Annotated in this window: 14 protein-coding genes; 4 read left to right on the forward strand and 10 right to left on the reverse strand. The window is 64.1% G+C overall.

All coding sequences use genetic code 11. The features are described from left to right. Positions 1–23: 23 nt before the first annotated feature. Positions 24–572: a cytochrome b gene (locus ACWGXF_RS09630; protein ID WP_256631059.1), complete on the reverse strand. Its 549-nt coding sequence runs from the start codon at positions 570–572 to the stop codon at positions 24–26. Between the two features lie 522 nt (positions 573–1,094). Between ACWGXF_RS09630 and ACWGXF_RS09635 the strand changes: the two genes are divergently transcribed. From ACWGXF_RS09635 to ACWGXF_RS09645, 3 genes are read left to right on the forward strand one after another with little or no spacing between them, the layout of a single operon-like run. Then, positions 1,095–3,902, forward strand: a complete 2,808-nt coding sequence (locus tag ACWGXF_RS09635) for a xanthine dehydrogenase family protein molybdopterin-binding subunit (protein WP_039049096.1) — start codon at positions 1,095–1,097, stop codon at positions 3,900–3,902. Next, positions 3,902–4,471: a (2Fe-2S)-binding protein gene (locus tag ACWGXF_RS09640; protein ID WP_003069132.1), complete on the forward strand. Its 570-nt coding sequence runs from the start codon at positions 3,902–3,904 to the stop codon at positions 4,469–4,471. Before ACWGXF_RS09635 ends, ACWGXF_RS09640 begins: the two co-directional genes overlap by 1 nt. Beyond that, positions 4,464–5,750, forward strand: coding sequence for a cytochrome c (locus ACWGXF_RS09645; protein WP_256631058.1), 1,287 nt, complete (start codon positions 4,464–4,466; stop codon positions 5,748–5,750). Before ACWGXF_RS09640 ends, ACWGXF_RS09645 begins: the two co-directional genes overlap by 8 nt. 164 nt (positions 5,751–5,914) lie before the next feature. On the opposite strand, the gene ACWGXF_RS09650 is transcribed toward ACWGXF_RS09645, so the two are convergent. The 4 genes from ACWGXF_RS09650 to hemC are packed head-to-tail and all read right to left on the reverse strand — an operon-like array spanning position 5,915 to position 10,158. Then, entirely contained in the window at positions 5,915–7,225 is a 1,311-nt protein-coding gene (locus ACWGXF_RS09650) for a heme biosynthesis protein HemY (protein ID WP_256631057.1), read from the reverse strand. 17 nt (positions 7,226–7,242) lie between these two features. Beyond that, the gene (locus tag ACWGXF_RS09655) at positions 7,243–8,358 is read right to left on the reverse strand and encodes a uroporphyrinogen-III C-methyltransferase (protein WP_256631056.1); all 1,116 of its coding nucleotides are present in this window, start codon (positions 8,356–8,358) and stop codon (positions 7,243–7,245) included. Beyond that, entirely contained in the window at positions 8,355–9,200 is an 846-nt protein-coding gene (locus tag ACWGXF_RS09660; protein ID WP_256631055.1) for a uroporphyrinogen-III synthase, read from the reverse strand. Before ACWGXF_RS09660 ends, ACWGXF_RS09655 begins: the two co-directional genes overlap by 4 nt. Positions 9,201–9,213: 13 nt before the next feature. Beyond that, positions 9,214–10,158, reverse strand: coding sequence for a hydroxymethylbilane synthase (gene hemC, locus ACWGXF_RS09665; protein WP_179626641.1), 945 nt, complete (start codon positions 10,156–10,158; stop codon positions 9,214–9,216). A gap of 78 nt (positions 10,159–10,236) precedes the next feature. Here hemC and ppc point away from each other — a divergent pair, with 78 nt between their 5' ends. Further along, positions 10,237–13,086: a phosphoenolpyruvate carboxylase gene (gene ppc, locus ACWGXF_RS09670; RefSeq protein WP_256631054.1), complete on the forward strand. Its 2,850-nt coding sequence runs from the start codon at positions 10,237–10,239 to the stop codon at positions 13,084–13,086. Between the two features lie 443 nt (positions 13,087–13,529). On the opposite strand, the gene flhC is transcribed toward ppc, so the two are convergent. From flhC to ACWGXF_RS09695, 5 genes are all read right to left on the reverse strand, one after another. Next, a complete protein-coding gene (flhC, locus tag ACWGXF_RS09675) occupies positions 13,530–14,081 on the reverse strand; it encodes a flagellar transcriptional regulator FlhC (RefSeq protein WP_003052834.1) in 552 nt (183 codons plus the stop codon). A 38-nt stretch (positions 14,082–14,119) separates the two neighbouring features. Continuing rightward, on the reverse strand, positions 14,120–14,446 hold the full coding sequence (flhD, locus tag ACWGXF_RS09680) for a flagellar transcriptional regulator FlhD (RefSeq protein WP_003069145.1): 327 nt from the start codon (positions 14,444–14,446) through the stop codon (positions 14,120–14,122). Between the two features lie 619 nt (positions 14,447–15,065). After that, positions 15,066–15,977, reverse strand: coding sequence for a sulfurtransferase (locus tag ACWGXF_RS09685; protein WP_256631053.1), 912 nt, complete (start codon positions 15,975–15,977; stop codon positions 15,066–15,068). 198 nt (positions 15,978–16,175) lie between these two features. Further along, the gene (locus ACWGXF_RS09690; protein WP_003069151.1) at positions 16,176–17,090 is read right to left on the reverse strand and encodes a DMT family transporter; all 915 of its coding nucleotides are present in this window, start codon (positions 17,088–17,090) and stop codon (positions 16,176–16,178) included. Positions 17,091–17,173: 83 nt separating this feature from the next. After that, positions 17,174–18,313 (reverse strand): aromatic ring-hydroxylating oxygenase subunit alpha, encoded by a 1,140-nt coding sequence (locus ACWGXF_RS09695; protein ID WP_452101864.1) that lies wholly within the window; start codon positions 18,311–18,313, stop codon positions 17,174–17,176. Positions 18,314–18,315: the final 2 nt, after the last annotated feature.

Consider the following 18,315-nt stretch of genomic DNA (forward strand, 5'->3'; position numbering starts at 1 on the left):
CGGCAACGCCGCTCAGGGGGGGACTATTGGCCCGGAACCATGCGTGACAGCAGTCCGTCGCGGTCAATGATCTGATGCTTGATGACGGCAGCGATATGCATCACCACCAGGGCTGCCAGCGCATAGGCCAGATAGCCATGCCAGGGCTTGAGCGCTTCGGCCAGCTCGGGGCTCTTGCTCACCAGGTCAGGCAGGGGCAATTGTCCGAACAGCACGATGGGAAATCCTGCTGCCGAGCTGTACATCCAGCCCACCAGCGGGATGGCAAAGAACAGCGCATACATCAGGTGATGCACGCCATGGTGGGCCAGGCGCTGCCAGCCCGGCATGGTGCGGGTGACGGCTTCGGGCAGCTCCGGTGGTCGGTGGGTGAGGCGCCAGACCAGGCGCAGCACGGACAGGATCAGAATCGTCATGCCGGCCCATTTGTGCCAGTTGAAGTACTTGAGGCGTGTGGGCGAGAAAGGCAGGCCTGTCATATAGAGGCCAAAGGCGAAGATGCCGATCAGTGCCAAGGCCAGAACCCAGTGCAGGGCGATGGCGGTACCGGTGTAGCGGGAGCTTGAGTTCATGGAAACTGCAATCAGAAAGTGCGGGTCGCGGGCGCTGGGGGCCCGCTGAAATTGATATGCAGTGTATGAAGCGGCGAATGCAAAAAGGTTCAGCAGGATTGAGGGCTCGATTCAAAAAAGCTGAATGTCCGAACCAAAAAGCGCTGGCTTCAGCAAGGTCGTCGAACATTCGACGCACAGCGAAGTGGGCGCATGCCGTTTTGCACGACAAGCATCAATGAAGGATGTCGGTATTGATGGGCATCAATTTTCCGAGTATTTAACTTGTGAATTTGGGTGGCGAAAAATCATCCAGGCCGCTGTTTCTATACTCCGCGCCTCTTAGTCTTTTCAAAGACCAAAGCGTGGCGGACGGCCAAGGCTGGCGATATGTGGGTAGAAATGCCGACAACAACTGCAGCCGTTATCACCTGCTTTTTGACTCTCGGACGCATACAACGTTCGGGAATACATAGTCATCTAGCGATGTGCCCACGCCAGTCCTTGCTGTTGCTGTGCGCATTGCAGCAAGGAGTTGGAACCGTGTCCAAACTGGACTTGAATCGGCGCAGTTTTCTGAAGGCTGCCGCTGCCATGGGCGTGATTGCGAGTGTGCGCCCGGTCAAAGACGCACTTGCGGAATTGATAACGCCCGCCAGCGGTCAGGAGACCCACTGGATCAATGGCAACACGCTCAACTACCGCCGCGACGGCATGGCCAAGGTCACCGGGCAGAAGGTCTTTGCCATCGACCTGCGCGCCAGGGACATGCAGGGCTGGCCTGCGCAGCAGTCGCATGCGCTGACCATCCATATCCCGCGCGCCGACCGCATCTACGAAGGCCTGGATCTGTCGGTGCTGGGCAGCGACTACCAGCCTGATGTGCTGATCGACGCCGAGTCCATCGCCGCCGACGGCGTTGGAATGCCCGAGCCGGGCTTCTATGGCGAGTTCTTCGTCAAGAAGGGCCAGGTCTCTCCCATGCTGGGCCACCCCGTGGCCGTGGCCATCTGGCACGACTACGAGAAGTTCCGCGTGGCCAACCAGCGCCTGCGCTTCAATGACGCGATCTTCCGCTTCGGAGCCGAGGCTGCCCAGCCGCCACGCGCGCCCTATGTGGCCGCGCGCTACGTACGCGTGCAAGGCGAGGACGGCTATGGCGAGGACAGGTTCTCGCCCATGAAGAACACCGTCATCTGGCCTCAACTCGATGAAAAAGGGGTGCACTGGCCCGACAGCAGCCATCCCGCCTTTGGCGCGCTGATGGGCGAGTCGGCCCGCATCCAGGCCGAGATGAAGCAGCCCAGGGACGGCTTGCGCGCGTTTGCACGCAAGTACTACAGCCAGTCCATCGAGCATGTGGCCATGGAAATGGAAAACGGCCTGGCCTGGTATGAGCGCGATAGCGGTGCGCTGCACATGGTTGCCGCGAGCCAGGCGCCCTACGGAACGGCCGAGCATGTGATGCACATGCTCAAGGACAGCAAGCTGCCGCTGAACCAGCTCGACTACATCAGCTCCTACACCGTGGGCTACGGCCAGAAGGAGCACCATCCCTTCCCGTTCTACGTGGCACTGGCGTCGCTGTATGCCCAGGGCCGCCCGGTGCGGCTGGCGCTGGACCGTTGGAAGCATTTCCAGTTCGCTCTCAAGCGCCATCCCTTCGACGTGGAGACAGCGATCTCGGTGGACAAGGACGGCAAGTTCCACGCGCTGACCTGCCACATGGTGGGCGACGGCGGCGGCGTGACCAACTTCAGCCCCTCGGTGGGCACGGTGGCAGTGACGGCGGCGCAATCCATTTACTATTTCCCCGAGAGCGACCTGTCGACCGAGGTGTACCCCTCCATCGGCGTCACGGCCGGCTCCATGCGCGGCTACGGCACGGTGCAGTCCATGGCCTATACCGAGATGCTGGTCGACGAGATCGCCCAGGAGATCGGCCTGGACGCCATCGAGCTGCGCCGACGCAATGTGCTCAAGAGCAGCATGAAGAACACCCAGGGCGCCTCGCCGTCGGGTCATTTGCGTATCGGCGAGATCCTCGACATGGCCGCCAAGGACCCTATGTGGACCGAGCGCGCCAAGCGCAAGGCCGACTTCGAGGCCGCCAACCCCGGCCTGCGCTACGGCATAGGCTTCGGTGCCGTGCAAAAGGACTTCGGTACGGGCGCGGAAGCCTCGATCGCGCAGCTTGAGATCACGCCCGAGGGCCGCATCAAGATGCGCCACATCGCCACCGAGATCGGCACCGGCAGCACCACGGCACAGCTGGTGGCGGTCGAGCCCTTCCTGGGGCGCCCGGCGGACGACGTGGACTTCGCAGTCAACCACTGGGACAACCTGCCGCTGCATACCAAGGACGAGCCCTACACCACGCCCCAGGCCAAGGAGGACGAGCTGGCCAGGGACCCAAGCTGGGTGCCGCGCCTGGTCTCGCCGGTATCGGCCTCGAACTCGGCCTACTACTTCCGCCACGCCACGCAACAGGCGGCGCAGTTGCTGCTCAAGCTCTGCCTGTGGCCTGCTGCCCAGTCAATCTGGTCCGGCAAGGAGGGTGGGGGGCAGATGCTGCCCAGCACCGTCACCGAAGACATGCTGGAGTGGCGCGATCGCATGTTGGTGGCCGAGGGCCTGGAGCCGCTGAGCCTGGAGCGCCTGGCCGCCCGCGCACACGAGCTGGGCATCGTGACCGGCGTCTGCGTGCACGCCTTCAATCGCTGGGCCTGGGCCAAGGCCGACTTCACGGTCGAGGGCAGGAGGTTCCAGGCCATGATCGACGCCCTGTCCGTGCAGTACGGCAAGGGAGCTGGCGAGGCCAAGAAGGCCGCGATGAAATCCGGCGGCTATGCCTTCATCGCACGCGACAAAGTCTATTACCCGCCGGTGCAGCGCACCAATGCGGGCACGGTGTACTACGCGCCCTGCGCCACCATGGTGGAGCTGTCCGTGTCCCCGGGCACGGGCAAGGTGAACCTCCTCTCGCACAAGACCTGGCTGGAATGCGGCACGCAAATCGTGCCCGAGCTGGTCTCCGGCCAGATCCAGGGCGGTGTGGCCATGGGTATTGGCCATGCGCTGTACGAAGACCTGCCGCGCTATGAGACCGGCCCCGGCAACGGCCAGTGGAACCTGAACCGCTACCACGTGCCGCGCGCCAGCGAAGTGGCCGTGTGGAAGGCCGAGGGCGTGGTGCTGCCGCCGCTGTCGCGCACCGATCCGCCCAAGGGCATGGCCGAGGTGGTGATGATCCCGGTGGTCGCCGCCTGCGTCAACGCCATCGCCCATGCCACGGGCAAGCGCTTCCATGCGACCCCTGTGACCCCCGACAAAATCAAAGAGGCACTGTGATGCAGGACCGTATTCAATTCTCCGCCACCATCAATCGCAAACAGGTAGGCCCCGTCGACGTTCCCAAGGACTTGATGATGATCGAGTTCCTGCAGGAGTACGCGGGCATGAACGGCACGCGCCTGGGCTGCGGCCAGGGCGTGTGCCGCGCCTGCACCATCATCGTCGACGATCCGGAAAAAGGCTCGATCACCGTGCCCGCCTGTGTGACCGGCGTGACCTGGCTCAACGGCAAGACCATTCGTACCGTGGAAGGCATTGCCTCGGTGGACGACAAGGGTGTGGTCCATCCCTCGCCGGTGCAGAAGGCCTTTCTCGAGCACTACTCCTTCCAGTGCGGCTACTGCACGCCCGGTTTCGTGAACTCGGCCACCGTGCTGGTGGAAAAGCTACAGAAGCAGCCCGTGCCCGCCGATGAGGTGGAAAAAGCCATCGAGGAGCAACTGGAGCCCCATATCTGCCGTTGCACCGGCTATGTGCGCTACTACAACGCCGTGCGCGACGTGATCCTGAAGACGCCGGGCCTGACCACGGGCAAGCGCAGCAAGGAGGTCGTGAACAATGGCTAAGACCTGGATCAAGGGCCTGGGCGCAGCCGCCGTGCTGGGTGTGCTCGTGGCCGGAGGCATGTATCTGTACGGCAGTGCAAGCGGCAACGTCCCGCCGGCCACGGTGGACTTTGCCAAGCTGGGCCCGCAGGAGTTCGATGCGCTCTACAAGCGCGGCGAGCAGGTGTTTCGCGGCGGTGACTGCGCGGCCTGTCACAGCTCGCCCGCCACGGGGGCGGAGCTGGCGGGCGGTGTGCCCATGGTCACACCCATGGGCACGCTTTACGGTAGCAATATCTCGCCTTCCAAGGAGCACGGCATCGGCGGCTGGACGGCCGACGATCTGTACCGCGCAGTGGCTGCCGGCATGGCGCCAGGGCGCAAGAACCTGTATCCGGCCATGCCCTATGCCAGCTACCACCAGATCACGCGTGCCGATGTCGATGCGCTGTGGGTGTGGCTGATGAAGCAGCCGGCCGTGGAAGTCGCCAACAAGCCCAGCGAGATGAACTTCCCGTTCAGCATCCGTCCTGCCGTGGCCATGTGGAATGCGCTCAATCGTCCCGCTGCCAAGGAGTTCGACATGTCGGTGGACGAACTGGTGCGCGGCAAGTATCTGGTGGATGTGCTGGGTCACTGTGCCGAATGCCACAGCCCGCGCACCAAGGCCACCTTTGCCATGGATGGCTCGCGCTATCTCGAGGGCAATACCATCGAGGGTTCCTACGCTCCGGCGCTGACCCCCGATGCCCTGAGCGAGCGTGGCTGGACCAAGGACGATCTGGTCAAGTTCTTCCGCACCGGCCTGTCGCCGCAAGGGGTGATGACTTTCCGCATGTCCTCAGTGCTCGAGCATTCCACCTCGCGCATGGCGGAGGCCGATGTGCGCGCCATGGCCGCCTATCTGACCCAGAACCGCGAGATGCCAGGGCCCAAGCTCAAGGCTGCCGAGGGGCAGACCAGCGTCAAGGGCGAAAACCTGTACCTTGGCCTGTGTGCAGGCTGCCACGGTGCGCAGGGCCAAGGCCAGCCGCATTCGTCGGTGCCCATGAGCACCAACACCACGGCCATGTTCCCCACGCCCATCAACCTGATTCGCGTGATCCGCGAAGGCGTGCATGAGCGTGACCTGGCCCATGGCGAACGCATGCAGACCATGCCCGGCTATGCCGACAAGCTCAGCAACGAGGAGATGGCCGACCTGGTCAACTACATGCGTCAGACCTGGGGCGGCCGCCCTGGCGACGTGACCGCCGCGCAGGTGGCGGAGCATGTGAAGACCATAGAGCACAGCAAGTAAGTCCAGACCTGGCGTGAGGCCACGGTCGCTCGCGGCTTGCCGCGGCGGCCGTGGCCTTTTGCTTTGCGCTCGGCGAGAGTAGGGTAGTTGGCCGCACAGCGTCCGCGCAACTCAGTGCCGCAGCAGCGGCTTGCCTGTTGCTTGTGAGTCGTGTCGGAGCGCGCCTATTCGTCCTGCGCCGGATTGTCCGGCAGCACCACCATGGCCTGGGCTGCGAGCTTCCAGGCGATGGCCGAGGCCTCCATATCGCCACGGTGCTCGGCCATCAGCGCCAGGCGCTGCCAGGCGCGCGTGCGCAGCTGGGGGTCTTGCAGCAGCGGTGCGGCGCGGGTCAGCAGCTGCTGGGCCTTGCCCCATAGCTCGCGCTGCACGCAGGCCATGCCGGCCAGGTATTGCAGGCGCGATTCGCGCGGGTTGGCATTGGCTGCGGCTTCCATGCGAGCCAGCCAGGCTCCATCCAGCTTGCCCAGGCTTGACTGCAACACTTCCACCAGCTTGGGCAGATGGGTTTCCGTGCGTGGTCCGGGCTGAGTCAGCAAATGCTCCCACACGGGCAGCAGCCAGGCGCGTGCCTGCTGGGCTTCGCCACCCAGCTCGATCAAGCGTTCCGTGGCAGGGATGGCCACTTCGGGCATGGCGCGCTCGTCTTCGTCCAGCGACAGCCAGAACTGCTGCAGCGACGAAGTGTCACGTGCGTCGCGAATGCTGGCCAGCAACAGGCCGCGGACCACGCTGGCCGAGGCCGCGGGAGAGAAGGCGCGGTGCTTGGCCAGCAGACGGGCGGTGTCGAGCGCCGCCTGCGTGTCGCCGGACAGGCGTGCTGCCTTGAGCTTGATGCGCAGGGCAATCGTGCGGCGACCTGCGCCCAGCGGCAACTCGCCCAGGCGGCGAATCGATTCGGCGGCATCGCGGTCGTCCAGTGCCCAACGGGCCGCGCGCATCTGGGCGCCTTCGCGAATTTCCATGTCCTGGGTGTTGCCGGGGATGGGCAGCACGTCCAGAGCCTGTTGCCAGTGCTTGTCGCGCAAGGCGGCATCCTGCAGGGCGTGGGAGGCATCGGCGGCGATCAGATGGGCCGTTGCGCTCAGGCGTTCGCCATAAGGCAGGCCGGCCTTTGCTTCGCGCAGCGATTGCTCGGTGGACAAGGCGGCCAAAGCCGATTTGCGGGCGCGCAAAAAGCGGCCGGCCTGCAGATGCGAGAGCGCTTCGAGCAGGCTCTGGTTCATGCTGCGCTCTTTTTGCTGCATGCGCCAGCGGCGTGCCTGATGCGGCATCTGCAGCAGCACTGCCAGGGCCCGCAGCGCGGCATAAAGCAGCACAAAAGCCAGAAAGAGCAGAACCAAGGCCAGGTTCAGCGACATGTCCACCCGGTAGGGCGACCAGAACCAGGTGACCGAGCTCTGGTTATTGCCGGCAAACAGTGCCATGGCCACGGCCACGGCAAACAGACCCATCAACCACAAGGCGGCGCGCATCTCTGTGTCCTCCTCGATTAGCGGCCGGCGGCCGCTGTGGTCAGAGCGTTCAGCGTGTCTTCAAGTTCCACGCGTCCGCCCGTATGCAGATTGGCCTGAATCTGCTGCAACTGCGCCTGGGCGATCTGGGTGCGCCGCGAGCGTGCGTCAAAGTATTTGTTGAGCAAGGTGCCTGCAGCGCTCAGGTCGGCGCGCGCCGATTCCCACTGGCGCGACAGCAGGGCCAGACGGGCATTGAGCAGTTGCAGCTTGAGGTTCTCGCGCAGGAAATAGCCTTGCTCGGGGGCCAGCAGGGCCACCTCGGGGTGATCGATGCGGCGCACGCGCACCAGATCGGCCGCGCCATCCTTGAAGGAGTCCCAGACCCGCTGACCCTGGCCCTGCCACCAGGCCCATTGAGTGAGGGAGAGGCTGGCGTCCTCGGGAGTGTCATGAGCGGCCGCCGTCTTGCGGGGCTGAGCATCGCGCGCACGCGGGCGACCCACATCGTTGATGAGAGCCAGGTCGTCCACCTGACGGATCAGGTCTTCGATACGGCTGAGCACCCCCGTGGTGTCCGTCACGCTCATGCGCGAGAGCTTGTCCAGATCCAGATCAATGGCGCGCACGACGGGCGCCAGACGCGGCTGGGCCGTGCTTTCCACGCGCTTTCTGGCTGATTTGAGGCTCGCCACCAATGGCTGCAGGCTGCCCGAGAGTTCCGCCTGTTGCTGGGCCATGCGTACCGAGGATTCGATATCGGCCACGAGGTTTTCATCGCGCGAGCGCGACATGCTTTGCATCAGTTCTTCAAGCTGGTTGCGCTGCAGGCTGAGTTCTGCCACACGCGCTTCCATCACGGAGACACGTGCTGCGCTGTCGCGAGCCAGATCCTGAGCATCCTTGGCCAGGGTGCGAGCCTCCACCGACTGCGCACCGGACTGCGCCGACTGGCGGGCCAGCTGCTCCTGCATATTGCCCACGCGCTGCCACAGCATGCCGCAGGCGACCAGGGCTGCGGCAGCCACCGCTCCCAGCGTCAGCAACAGAGCCGTGGGGACACCACGCCCGGTCTGGGCGGGCGCGGAAGAGTCCTGGCTGGGGGGGGCGGCTGAGGGTTGGTTGTCGGAGGTGGGGATGGCATCGGAGCTCATAGAGCCGATTCTATAGACGCAACCACATCGTCCAGACTTGGGCGACTGTGCAAAACCCGACCGAAACCTGCTGAAAGTGCTTTGCTGGCAATGCGTTCATGGGTGGTGAGCGCTAACCCCGAGTGCCATTGCTGCTGGGGCAGCAGCTGTTGCAGGTTGGCAACAGCTTCCGAGCTGCTGAACAGCCACAGGCTGCCGTCGCTGACGGCTTGCCGGGCCAGATCCAGCTGTTGCGCCGTCCATACGGGAAGCTGGCGCTCATACACGGCCAGCAGTTCCACCTCGGCTCCGGCTTCGCGCAGCCGGGCTGCCAGCCAGTCACGGCCTGCGCCTTGTGTGGACGGGATTGGCATGCCGGCATTGTCGGCGACGGGGGCGGTCGCAGGGCTGGTGCCGCGCACGATCAGCACGCGGTCGCCAGGGCGAACCTGGCCGTGGACGTTCTGCCACAGCGCTTCGGACTCGAACTGAGTCGCGTCAGGCGAAGGGCCGTCGATCTGTAGAGAGGCCAGTCCTGCTTCGAGCAGGGCGCGCTCTGTGCCCGGGCCGGGGGTCCACGCCCTGGTATCCGGTGCTAGCAACGCTTCAGCATCGAACGCTGGAGTTTGACCCTGGGCAAAAAAATACTGCACCGCATTGCCGCTGACAAACATCACGGCTCGGTAGTGACCGGGCTTCAGCGCCAACTGGCGCGCCCTCAGCAGAGCCTGGTGTGCAGCCGGGTCTGTGCAGGGCCCTATGCCTATCAGCGGCAAGGCCTCGGCCTGCAGGCCGCGGGCGCGAAACGCATCGACCCAGGGTTTCGCATCATGCAAGGGGCGGGTGACCAGAACGCGGCGCATGGGCAGGCGCGGCTCAGTCCTGCTTGGGCGCCGCAGGCACGGCCCCCGCGGCTTGCAGCTGCGCGGCCAGTTGCTCGCCCAGAGCGTTGGCGCTGGCAAAGTCCGTCACGTTGGCGCTGGCCTGCACGCGCACCAGGCCCTTGCTGCCCTCCATATCGCCCCAGGCTGCATCCATGTGCAGGGTGTCGCCTTCAAAGCGGCCGTAGGCGGCCAGCGGCATGGAGCAGCTGCCGCCCATGCAGCGGCTGACGGCTCGCTCGGCAGTCACGGTCAGCCAGGTGGGCATATGGGCCAGCGGAGCCAGAGCGTCGATGATGTCCTGGCGATCCGCGCGCACCTCGATGCCCAATGCGCCCTGACCGGCAGCGGGCAGCATCTGGGCCGGGTCGAACCTGGCGCGGATGCGCTCGCTCATCTCCAGGCGCATCAGGCCGGCGGCTGCCAGCACGATGGCGTCGTACTGACCTTCGTCGAGCTTGCGCAGGCGGGTGTTGACATTGCCGCGCAGGGCCTCGATCTTGAGGTCGGGGCGCAGCGCCTGCAGCAGGGCCTGGCGTCGCAGGCTGGAGGTGCCGACAACAGCACCCTGGGGTAGCTCGTCCAGCGATGCATATCGGTTGGAGACAAAAGCGTCGCGCGGGTCTTCGCGCGTCATCACGCAGGCCAGCACAAAGCCCTCGGGCAGCTCCATGGGCACATCCTTCAGGGAATGCACGGCCAGATCGGCGCGGCCTTCCTCGAGAGCCACTTCGAGCTCCTTGACGAACAGGCCCTTACCGCCCACCTTGGACAGGGCTCGGTCCAGAATCTGATCGCCCTTGGTCGTCATCCCCAGCAGATCGACGCTGTGGCCGCGGCCGCGCAAGATCGCCTGCACATGCTCGGCCTGCCACATGGCCAACTGGCTCTCACGTGTGGCAATGACGATGGATGTGGGTGAGGATGCAGAAAATTTCATGACGGCGCGGTCTCAAGCGGGTAACGGGGAATGCTAGCATGGCAAGTTGCCCTACACCGTGCCCAAGGAGAATAGTTCATGCCTTCCGCCCGCCCCAAGAGCGCCGCACATACAGACAAACATGGCGACAAGCCGGTGCGCAAGACCGACAAGGATTTGCCGCTGATCGAGGACATACGGCTGCTGGGGCGCATTCTGGGCGACGTGATTCGCGAGCAGGAAGGCGGGCCGGCCTACGAGCTGGTCGAGCAGGTGCGCCAGCTATCGGTGGCCTTCAGGCGCGATGCCGACGAGGCGGCCGACAAGGCGCTCAAGAAGCTGCTCAAGGGACTGTCCAGCGATCAGACGGTGAGCGTGATTCGCGCCTTCACCTACTTCTCGCACCTGGCCAATCTGGCCGAAGACCGCCACCACATCCGCCGCCGCGCCGTGCACGAGCGCGCCGGCAACACGCAGGAAGGCAGCATCGAGGTGGCACTGGCGCGCCTGCGCTGGGCGGGCATCTCGACGGCCACCGTGGTCGATACGCTGGCCAGGAGCTTCATCTCGCCCGTGCTGACGGCTCACCCCACCGAGGTGCAGCGCCAGAGCATTCTGACGGCCGAGCGCCGCATCGCCCAGTTGCTGGCCGAGCGCGACGATATCCTGATGCGCGCCCAGCTCTACAACAGCGCCAAGGACGCGCTGACCCCACGCGAGCTGACGCGGGTGGAGGCGCAACTGCGAGCCTGCGTGGCCCAGCTGTGGCAGACGCGGCTGCTGCGTCATTCCAAGCTGACGGTGGCCGACGAGATCGAGAACGCTCTGTCCTATTACGAGGCCACGTTCCTGCAGGAGATCCCCAAGATCTACGAGCAGTTGGAGCAGGAGCTGGGCGAGAAGCTGCCCGAGCAGAGCTTTTTGCGCATGGGCCAATGGATTGGCGGTGATCGCGACGGCAACCCCTTTGTGACGGCCGAGAGTCTGGAGCTGGCCCTGTCGCGCCAGGCCGATGTGGCGCTGCGCCACTATCTGCGCGAGGTGCACTATCTGGGCGGCGAGCTGTCGCTGTCGGCCAATCTGGTGGACATCACGCCGGAGATGCAGGCACTGGCCGATGCCTCGCCCGACCACAATGTGCACCGCAGCGACGAGCCTTATCGCCGGGCGCTGACGGGCATTTATGCGCGGCTGGCCGCGACGCTCAGGCAACTGACGGGCGGCGAGGCGGCACGCCATGCCGTGGCGCCCCAGAATGCCTATGCATCGGCCGACGCCTTTCTGGCCGATCTGCAGATCATCGACGACTCGCTGTCGCGCTATCACGGCGATGCCCTGGCGCCACAGCGCCTGCGCCCGCTGATGCGTGCCGTGCGGGTCTTCGGCTTCTATCTGTCCACGGTGGACCTGCGCCAAAGCTCGGACAAGCATGAGGAAGTGGTGCGCGAGCTGCTTTCGGTCGCGAAGGTCGAGCTCGATTACAGCCTGCTCGAAGAAGACGCCAAATGCGCGCTGCTGGTGCGCCTGCTCGAAGATGCACGACCCTTGCGCGTGATGGGCGCGGACTATGGTGACCACACCCGCAGCGAGCTGGCCATCTTCGAGACCGCCAAGCGCCTGCGCGAGCGCCTGGGCAGCGAGGCGATTCGCCATTGCATCATCAGCCACACCGAGACTGTCAGCGATCTGCTCGAGGTGCTGCTTTTGCAAAAGGAAGTGGGCCTGCTGCGCGGCACGCTGCAGGACGGTGCGCAATGTGATCTCATCGTGGTGCCGCTGTTCGAGACCATCGAGGACCTGCGCAATGCCGCGCCCATCATGCGCCGCTACTACCAGCTGCCCGGCATTGCCGAGCTGGTCCGAAAAAGCGGTGGCGAGCAGGACATCATGCTGGGCTACAGCGACAGCAACAAGGACGGCGGCATCTTCACCAGCAACTGGGAGCTGTACCGGGCCGAGATTGCGCTGGTCGATTTGTTTGACGATCTGGCCGATCACTACGGCATCCGGCTGCGCATGTTCCACGGCCGCGGCGGCACGGTGGGACGTGGCGGCGGCCCCAGCTACCAAGCCATTCTGGCGCAGCCGCCAGGCACGGTGCGCGGTCAGATCCGCTTGACCGAGCAGGGCGAGGTCATCGCCTCCAAATACGCCAACCCCGAGATCGGACGCCGCAATCTGGAGACCCTGGTGGCCGCTACGCTGGAGGCCACGCTGCTGCAGCCGACCAAGCCGGCGACCAAGGCCTTTCTGGAGGCTGCGGCGTTTCTGTCCGAAGCCAGCATGGCGGCCTATCGAGCCCTGGTCTACGAGACTCCGGGCTTTACCAATTACTTCTTCAGCAGCACGCCGATTCGCGAGATCGCCGAACTCAATATCGGCTCGCGCCCCGCATCGCGCAAGGCGACCCAGGCCATCGAGGACCTGCGCGCCATTCCCTGGGGCTTCAGCTGGGGCCAGTGCCGCCTGACGCTGCCGGGCTGGTACGGCTTCGGCTCGGCGATCCAGGCCTTCATCCACCGCCCGGGCAAGGATGCCAAGGCGCAGCTGGCGCTGCTGCAGAAGATGTACCGCCAGTGGCCGTTCTTCCGCACCCTGCTGTCGAACATGGACATGGTGCTGGCCAAGAGCGACCTGAACCTGGCCTCGCGCTACAGCGAGCTGGTGACCGACACGCGCTTGCGCCGCCGCATCTTCGGCGCGATCGAGGCCGAGTGGCAGAGCACGGTGGAAGCGCTCAACCAGATCACGGGCGACAAGCAGCGCCTGGAGCACAACTCCGCGCTGGCGCGTTCCATCCGCCACCGCTTCCCCTATATCGACCCGCTGAACCACCTGCAGGTGGAGCTGGTGCGCCGCTGGCGTGCGGGACAGACCGACGACAGGGTCAAGAACGGCATCCATCTGTCCATCAACGGCATTGCTGCCGGAGTGCGCAACACAGGCTGAGGTAGATCGTGCGGGCTCCTAAATCAGGAGCTTTTGTCGCCAATGAATAAAGGGTTTGAAGCAGATAAATGCTTCAAACCCTTTGTTGTTTGGCGCTGTCAGCTATGAAAGTTGAAGAGTCCTCAAGCAAGCGCGCTTGCACAGCGAGCCATCCAGCAAGTGCTGTCGTAGTTTCTCGGCCATCAAGGCCGGACACGCTGAAGCCGCCGCAGCAGATCACGGAAGATAGGCTGTATCTTTAGGAGCTGCATGCGCCAACGCATAAAGGGTTCGAGGCCAATAAATGCTTCAAACCCTTTGTTGTATGGCGCTACCAGCTATGAAAGTTGAGCTTTAAAACCGGCGTGCTCCAGGCCGGAGGCAGCGAGCAAGCGCCGCCGCGCAGCGAGGCTGCCGTCCCCCTCCCGAAGAGAGAGGGAGAAGCGGCGCAGCTGCTCAGGGGGTTAGTGAAGCATTAAGGATCCGGCGGCCTTGCTCTTGCCGGCGCGTGCGGGAGGATTGCACAGGCCGCACTGGTAGTGGCGCGCATTCTCGTAAGGCTCGGTCACGAACTGGCCCTTGCAGACCGAGCACTGGGTGCGCGTCAGCATCTGCGCATCGACGAACTTCACCAGGCGCCAGGCGCGGGTAAAGGACAGCAGCACCTCGAGTTCGGCGGCCTGAATCTGTTCGGTGTAGAGGCGGTAGGCCTTGGTCAGCTGCTCGGCCGAGTCCAGCTCCACGCCCTTGGACAGGTATTCGTAGATGTTGAGGAACAGCGAGCTGTGGATGTTTTCCTGCCAGGTCAGAAACCAGTCCGTGGAAAACGGCAACTGGCCCTTGGACGGAGACTTGCCCGAGATTTCCTTGTACAGCCGGATCAGGCGTTCATAAGACAGCGTGGTCTCGGATTCCAGCACCTGCATGCGGGCGCCCATCTCGATGAGCATGGCGGCGCGCTCGATTTGCTTGGATTCGTTCAGAACGCTTTTGGTGGCAGTCTTGGCGGCGGGCATCAATCTCTCCTTAAAACCAGGTAGTCGCTAGCGGGTGCTCAGAGCACTTCGGAGACACGGCTGGCCATCAGGATGTTGGCGTGCAGCGTATTGGTGGCGGCATTGCCGATCTTGTTGCTGCTGTGGTTGGTCAGCAGGCTCCAGACCATTTCGTCGTCGGCGCGGAAGCTGGCCAGCAAGGTGTTGCGCGATGCCAGCTTGAGCACCTGGGCCGAAGACAGCGAGCCCAGCAGGTCGCAGGACTCTTCGTTCAGACCCAGACGGAACACGGCCTCGGCCTTGTCCTGGCGGATCAGGGTCTGGGCCAGCATCAGATAGGTGAGGTTGGCTTCGCGGATCTCGGCAAGCAGTTGTTCGTTGTTCACGGGTCCAGTCCTTTCAATCTCGACAGACCGTCACGGCGCACACAAACAAGACGTTAAAAGTGTTTCGATCTGTTGAAATGAATTGTGTTTCAAGCCCTGATCGAACTGAAGTCGGGGAGCGTCGGTATCGCCGGTCTGGTTTCACAGGCAGGCATGTAGGATTTCCCTTACCGCCTTGCCGTCCTTCGGGATGACTCGGAGTGCCGGGTGGGGGCTGACATTGCGTCAGGCCGGATTCCGCTGGTGCATGTATTGTGAATCTGTCCGAAAGATGACAAACGAGCAAATAGGCGGCTTTTTATTCGGTATCTGATCGCCTATGAAAAAGGCCGCTGGGATTTCCTGTGATAGCGGCTCGAATCCGGGTTGCCAAGCTGCATCGACATGCGATTGCGGACATGGGCCTAGGCCATCCCGCCAATGCCCGGCGCACCGAGAAGGAACGGGCTTGGTCTGGCCTGGCTTGGCTTGGCACTGATCAAGCGCGCCGCACCGCGCTTGCGCCTGTCTACGGTGATCATGGGGCGCTCTGGCCGTGGCCCAGGGAGTGAACCCGGCAAGCGCGGGGGCGCGTACCTGTTCAAAGCCGGTGCCTGACGCGACACCGACATGCTGAAGCTCAGCCCCGCTCGGCCGGCCGGGAAGGCTGGCTGCACCACTCGCTCCAGCTGCCGGCAAACAAGGCTGTTGGCGCAAGGCCGGCAATGCGCATGGCCAGCACATTGGGGGTGGCGCTGACGCCGCTGCCGCACTGGTGCACCACGCTGGCGGGATCGCGTCCGGCCAGCAACTGCTCGAACTCGGCCTTGAGCAGCGCTGCGGGCTTGAAGCGTCCATCGGCGGCGATATTGCTGCTGAACGGCCGATTCAGCGCGCCCGGGATATGGCCTGCCACGGGGTCCAGGGGTTCCACCTCGCCGCGGTAGCGGGCCGGGGCCCGGGCATCGATGAGGGTCTGGGTGGCCTGACCCAGGTCGGCCTCGACCTGATCTACGGTCTTGAGCGTCTCCAGCGGCTGGCCCAGTTCAAAGTTGGACTGGAAATGGCGGGGCTCTTCCCCGCTGCCCACCGCCTGGCCGGCTGCCTGCCAGGCCTGCAGTCCACCATCGAGCACCGCCACGGCATCGTGGCCGGCCCAGCGCAGCATCCACCACAGGCGACCGCAGTAATTGGCAGCGTTACGGTCATAGACCACGGCCTGCATATTGTTGGCAAAGCCTATGGACGACAGCCAGGCTGAAAAGCGCTCGCGCGTGGGCAGGGGGTGGCGGCCACCGGAGGCCGACTGCACGCTGGTGGCGACCTGGCCGTCTTCGCCGGGGGCTCCGTGCGGTGCGCTGAGGTCTTTGTCCAGATCGGCGAACAGGGCGCCATCGATATGGACCTGCAGATATTGCTCGTGGCCGGCGGGCGGATTCATGAGGTCAAAGCTGCAGTCAAACACCATCAAGGGCTTGCCGCCGGCCTTGAGTCTGGCCAGCTCTTCGACGGAAATCAAGGTGTTGTAGTGCTCGGGCGTCGAGTGGTTCATGGCTTGCTGCTCCAAAGATTGAACGGCTGCAGACGGCATGGCGTGCAGTCTTGCGGCATGCAGAGCATTATGCGATCGGGCCGTAGCGCCCGAGCCCTGCCGGCTTCATTGTTTGGATATGGCAAGCCGCGCAGATCCGGCGTGGCAGGCAGGGGCTGCTGGTGTGCATGGCGAAGGCGCCAGGCACCGCTGGCATGGCTAGCCCCTGGAGCGCAAGGCGGTGGCCGCGGCTCCGCTGGCGACGATGAGCACAATGCCGACCCAGCCGATCAGAGGGATGCTTTCACCAAACAGCACCAGGCTGAGCAGGGCGGCAAACACAATGCCCGAGTACTGCAGATTGGCGACGACCAGGGTGTTGCTCTTGCTGCCGGCCGAGGCATAGGCCTTGGTCATACAGACCTGGGCCACGGCGGCCAGCACGCCCACGGGCAGCAGCCACAGAGCGCTCCAACCGGGGAAGGGCGAGATGCCGGTGAACAGCATGGTGATGCCGCCGGCAATGGCCGAGCCCACCGAGAAATAGAACACCACGCGGGTTTCAGGCTCGCCCAGGCGCGACAGGGTGGTCACCTGCATATAGGCCATGGCCGCAAACATGCCGCCAAACAGGCCGCCAAGCGCCGCCACCCATTCGCTGGCCGGTGCGCTGCTCGGGCGCAGCACCAGCAGCACGCCGACAAAGCCCGCCACCACCGTGGACACCAGGCCCCAGGGGAAGGGCGGAATGGCGCGGCGGGTTTCGGGCTCGGCCGCGTAGGATTTGCGCAGCGTGTGGCGCATCCACAGGCCCTGGGCGATCAGAAACACCGCCATCCAGATGCTGCTCATGGAGTTGAGCGTGGTGGCCGTGGCCAGCGGCAGATGGCCGATGGCATAGAACCAGGCTCCCATGGAGATCACGCCGACAAAGCTGCGCCAGGCATGTTCGCGCGAGTACTGGGTGGTCAGCGTCACGCCGCTGCGCCTGGCCAGCCAGACCAGCAGCGCCATGCTGACCAGGCCGCGGTAGAAAACGATCTCCGCCGCATTGAAGTCCTGGGAGGCAAACTTCACACACACACTCATGACCGCAAAAATCAAGGCGGCCAACACCATCCACAGGGCTTGCATATCTCACTCAATTCAGCATAAAAAATAGCTGCTGTGCTTATGGGGTAAGCGATAGCAGCTATCAGTCTTGAGGCTTACCTCATTCAGCGTTGGGGGACGCTGTCGCCCATGATGCGGCGATACCACTCGTGGAAATGCTGCATGCCGTCTTCCATGGGGCTTTGATAGGGGCCGACCTCGTTGTCGCCGCGTTCATAAAGCGCCCTGCGGCCGCCGTCCATGCGCTCGGCGATCTCGTCGTCCTCGATGCAGGTTTCCATGTAGGCGGCCTTCTGGGCCTGGACGAACTCGGGCTCGAAGGCGGCGATTTCCTCGGGGTAGAAGAACTCCACCACATTCAGCGTCCGGTCCACGGCCAGCGGGTGCAGGGTCGAAACGGTCAGCACATGCGGATACCACTCCACCATGATGTGGGGGTAGTAGGTCAGCCAGATGGCGCCGCGATCGGGCAGCTCGCCGTTGCGGTAGGCCAGCAGTACCTCGTGCCACTTCTTGTAGATGTCCGAGCCCGGATTGCCGAAGCCCGGGGCCACGCCCACAGTCTGCACCGAGTACTCGCTGGCGAATTCCCACTTCAGATCGTCGCAGGTGACGAAGTTGCCCAGACCGGGGTGGAAGGGGCCGACGTGATAGTCCTCCAGATAGACCTCGATAAAGGTCTTCCAGTTGTAGTTGCACTCGTGCATCTCGACATGGTCGAGCACGAAGCCGTCGAACTGGAGCTGCTCGCGCAGCTTCATGCCGGCCAGATCGGCCTTGATGTCGCGGCCGTTGTCCTCGAACAGCAGTCCGTTCCACTCGCGCAGACGGTAGTTGTTGAGGTTCAGGCAGGGGTCGTGGCTGAAATGCGGGGCGCCCAGCAGCTCGCCGCTGGTACTGTAGGTCCAGCGGTGCAGCGGGCAGACGATGTTGCCTCCGGCATGGCCCTTGCCTTCGGACAGCAGATTGCCGCGTCCCTTGAGCATCACGGCCTGGCGGTGGCGGCAGACGTTGGAGATCAGATCGATCTCGCCTTTGGCATTGCGTACCAGCGCCCGCCCCTCTTTTTCCTGAGGCAGGGCGTAGTAGTCGCCTATCTCGGGAACGGCCAGCTGGTGGCCCACGTAGCGCGGGCCGCGCTTGAAAATCGTTTCCAACTCGCGCTGGAACAGCGCCTCGTCGAAATAACTTGAAACTGGTAGTTGGCTTGCGGCCTGCTGCAGTTGAAGACTTAAATCAGTCATGG

It is taken from the genome of Comamonas sp. HJ-2, assembly GCF_053615495.1.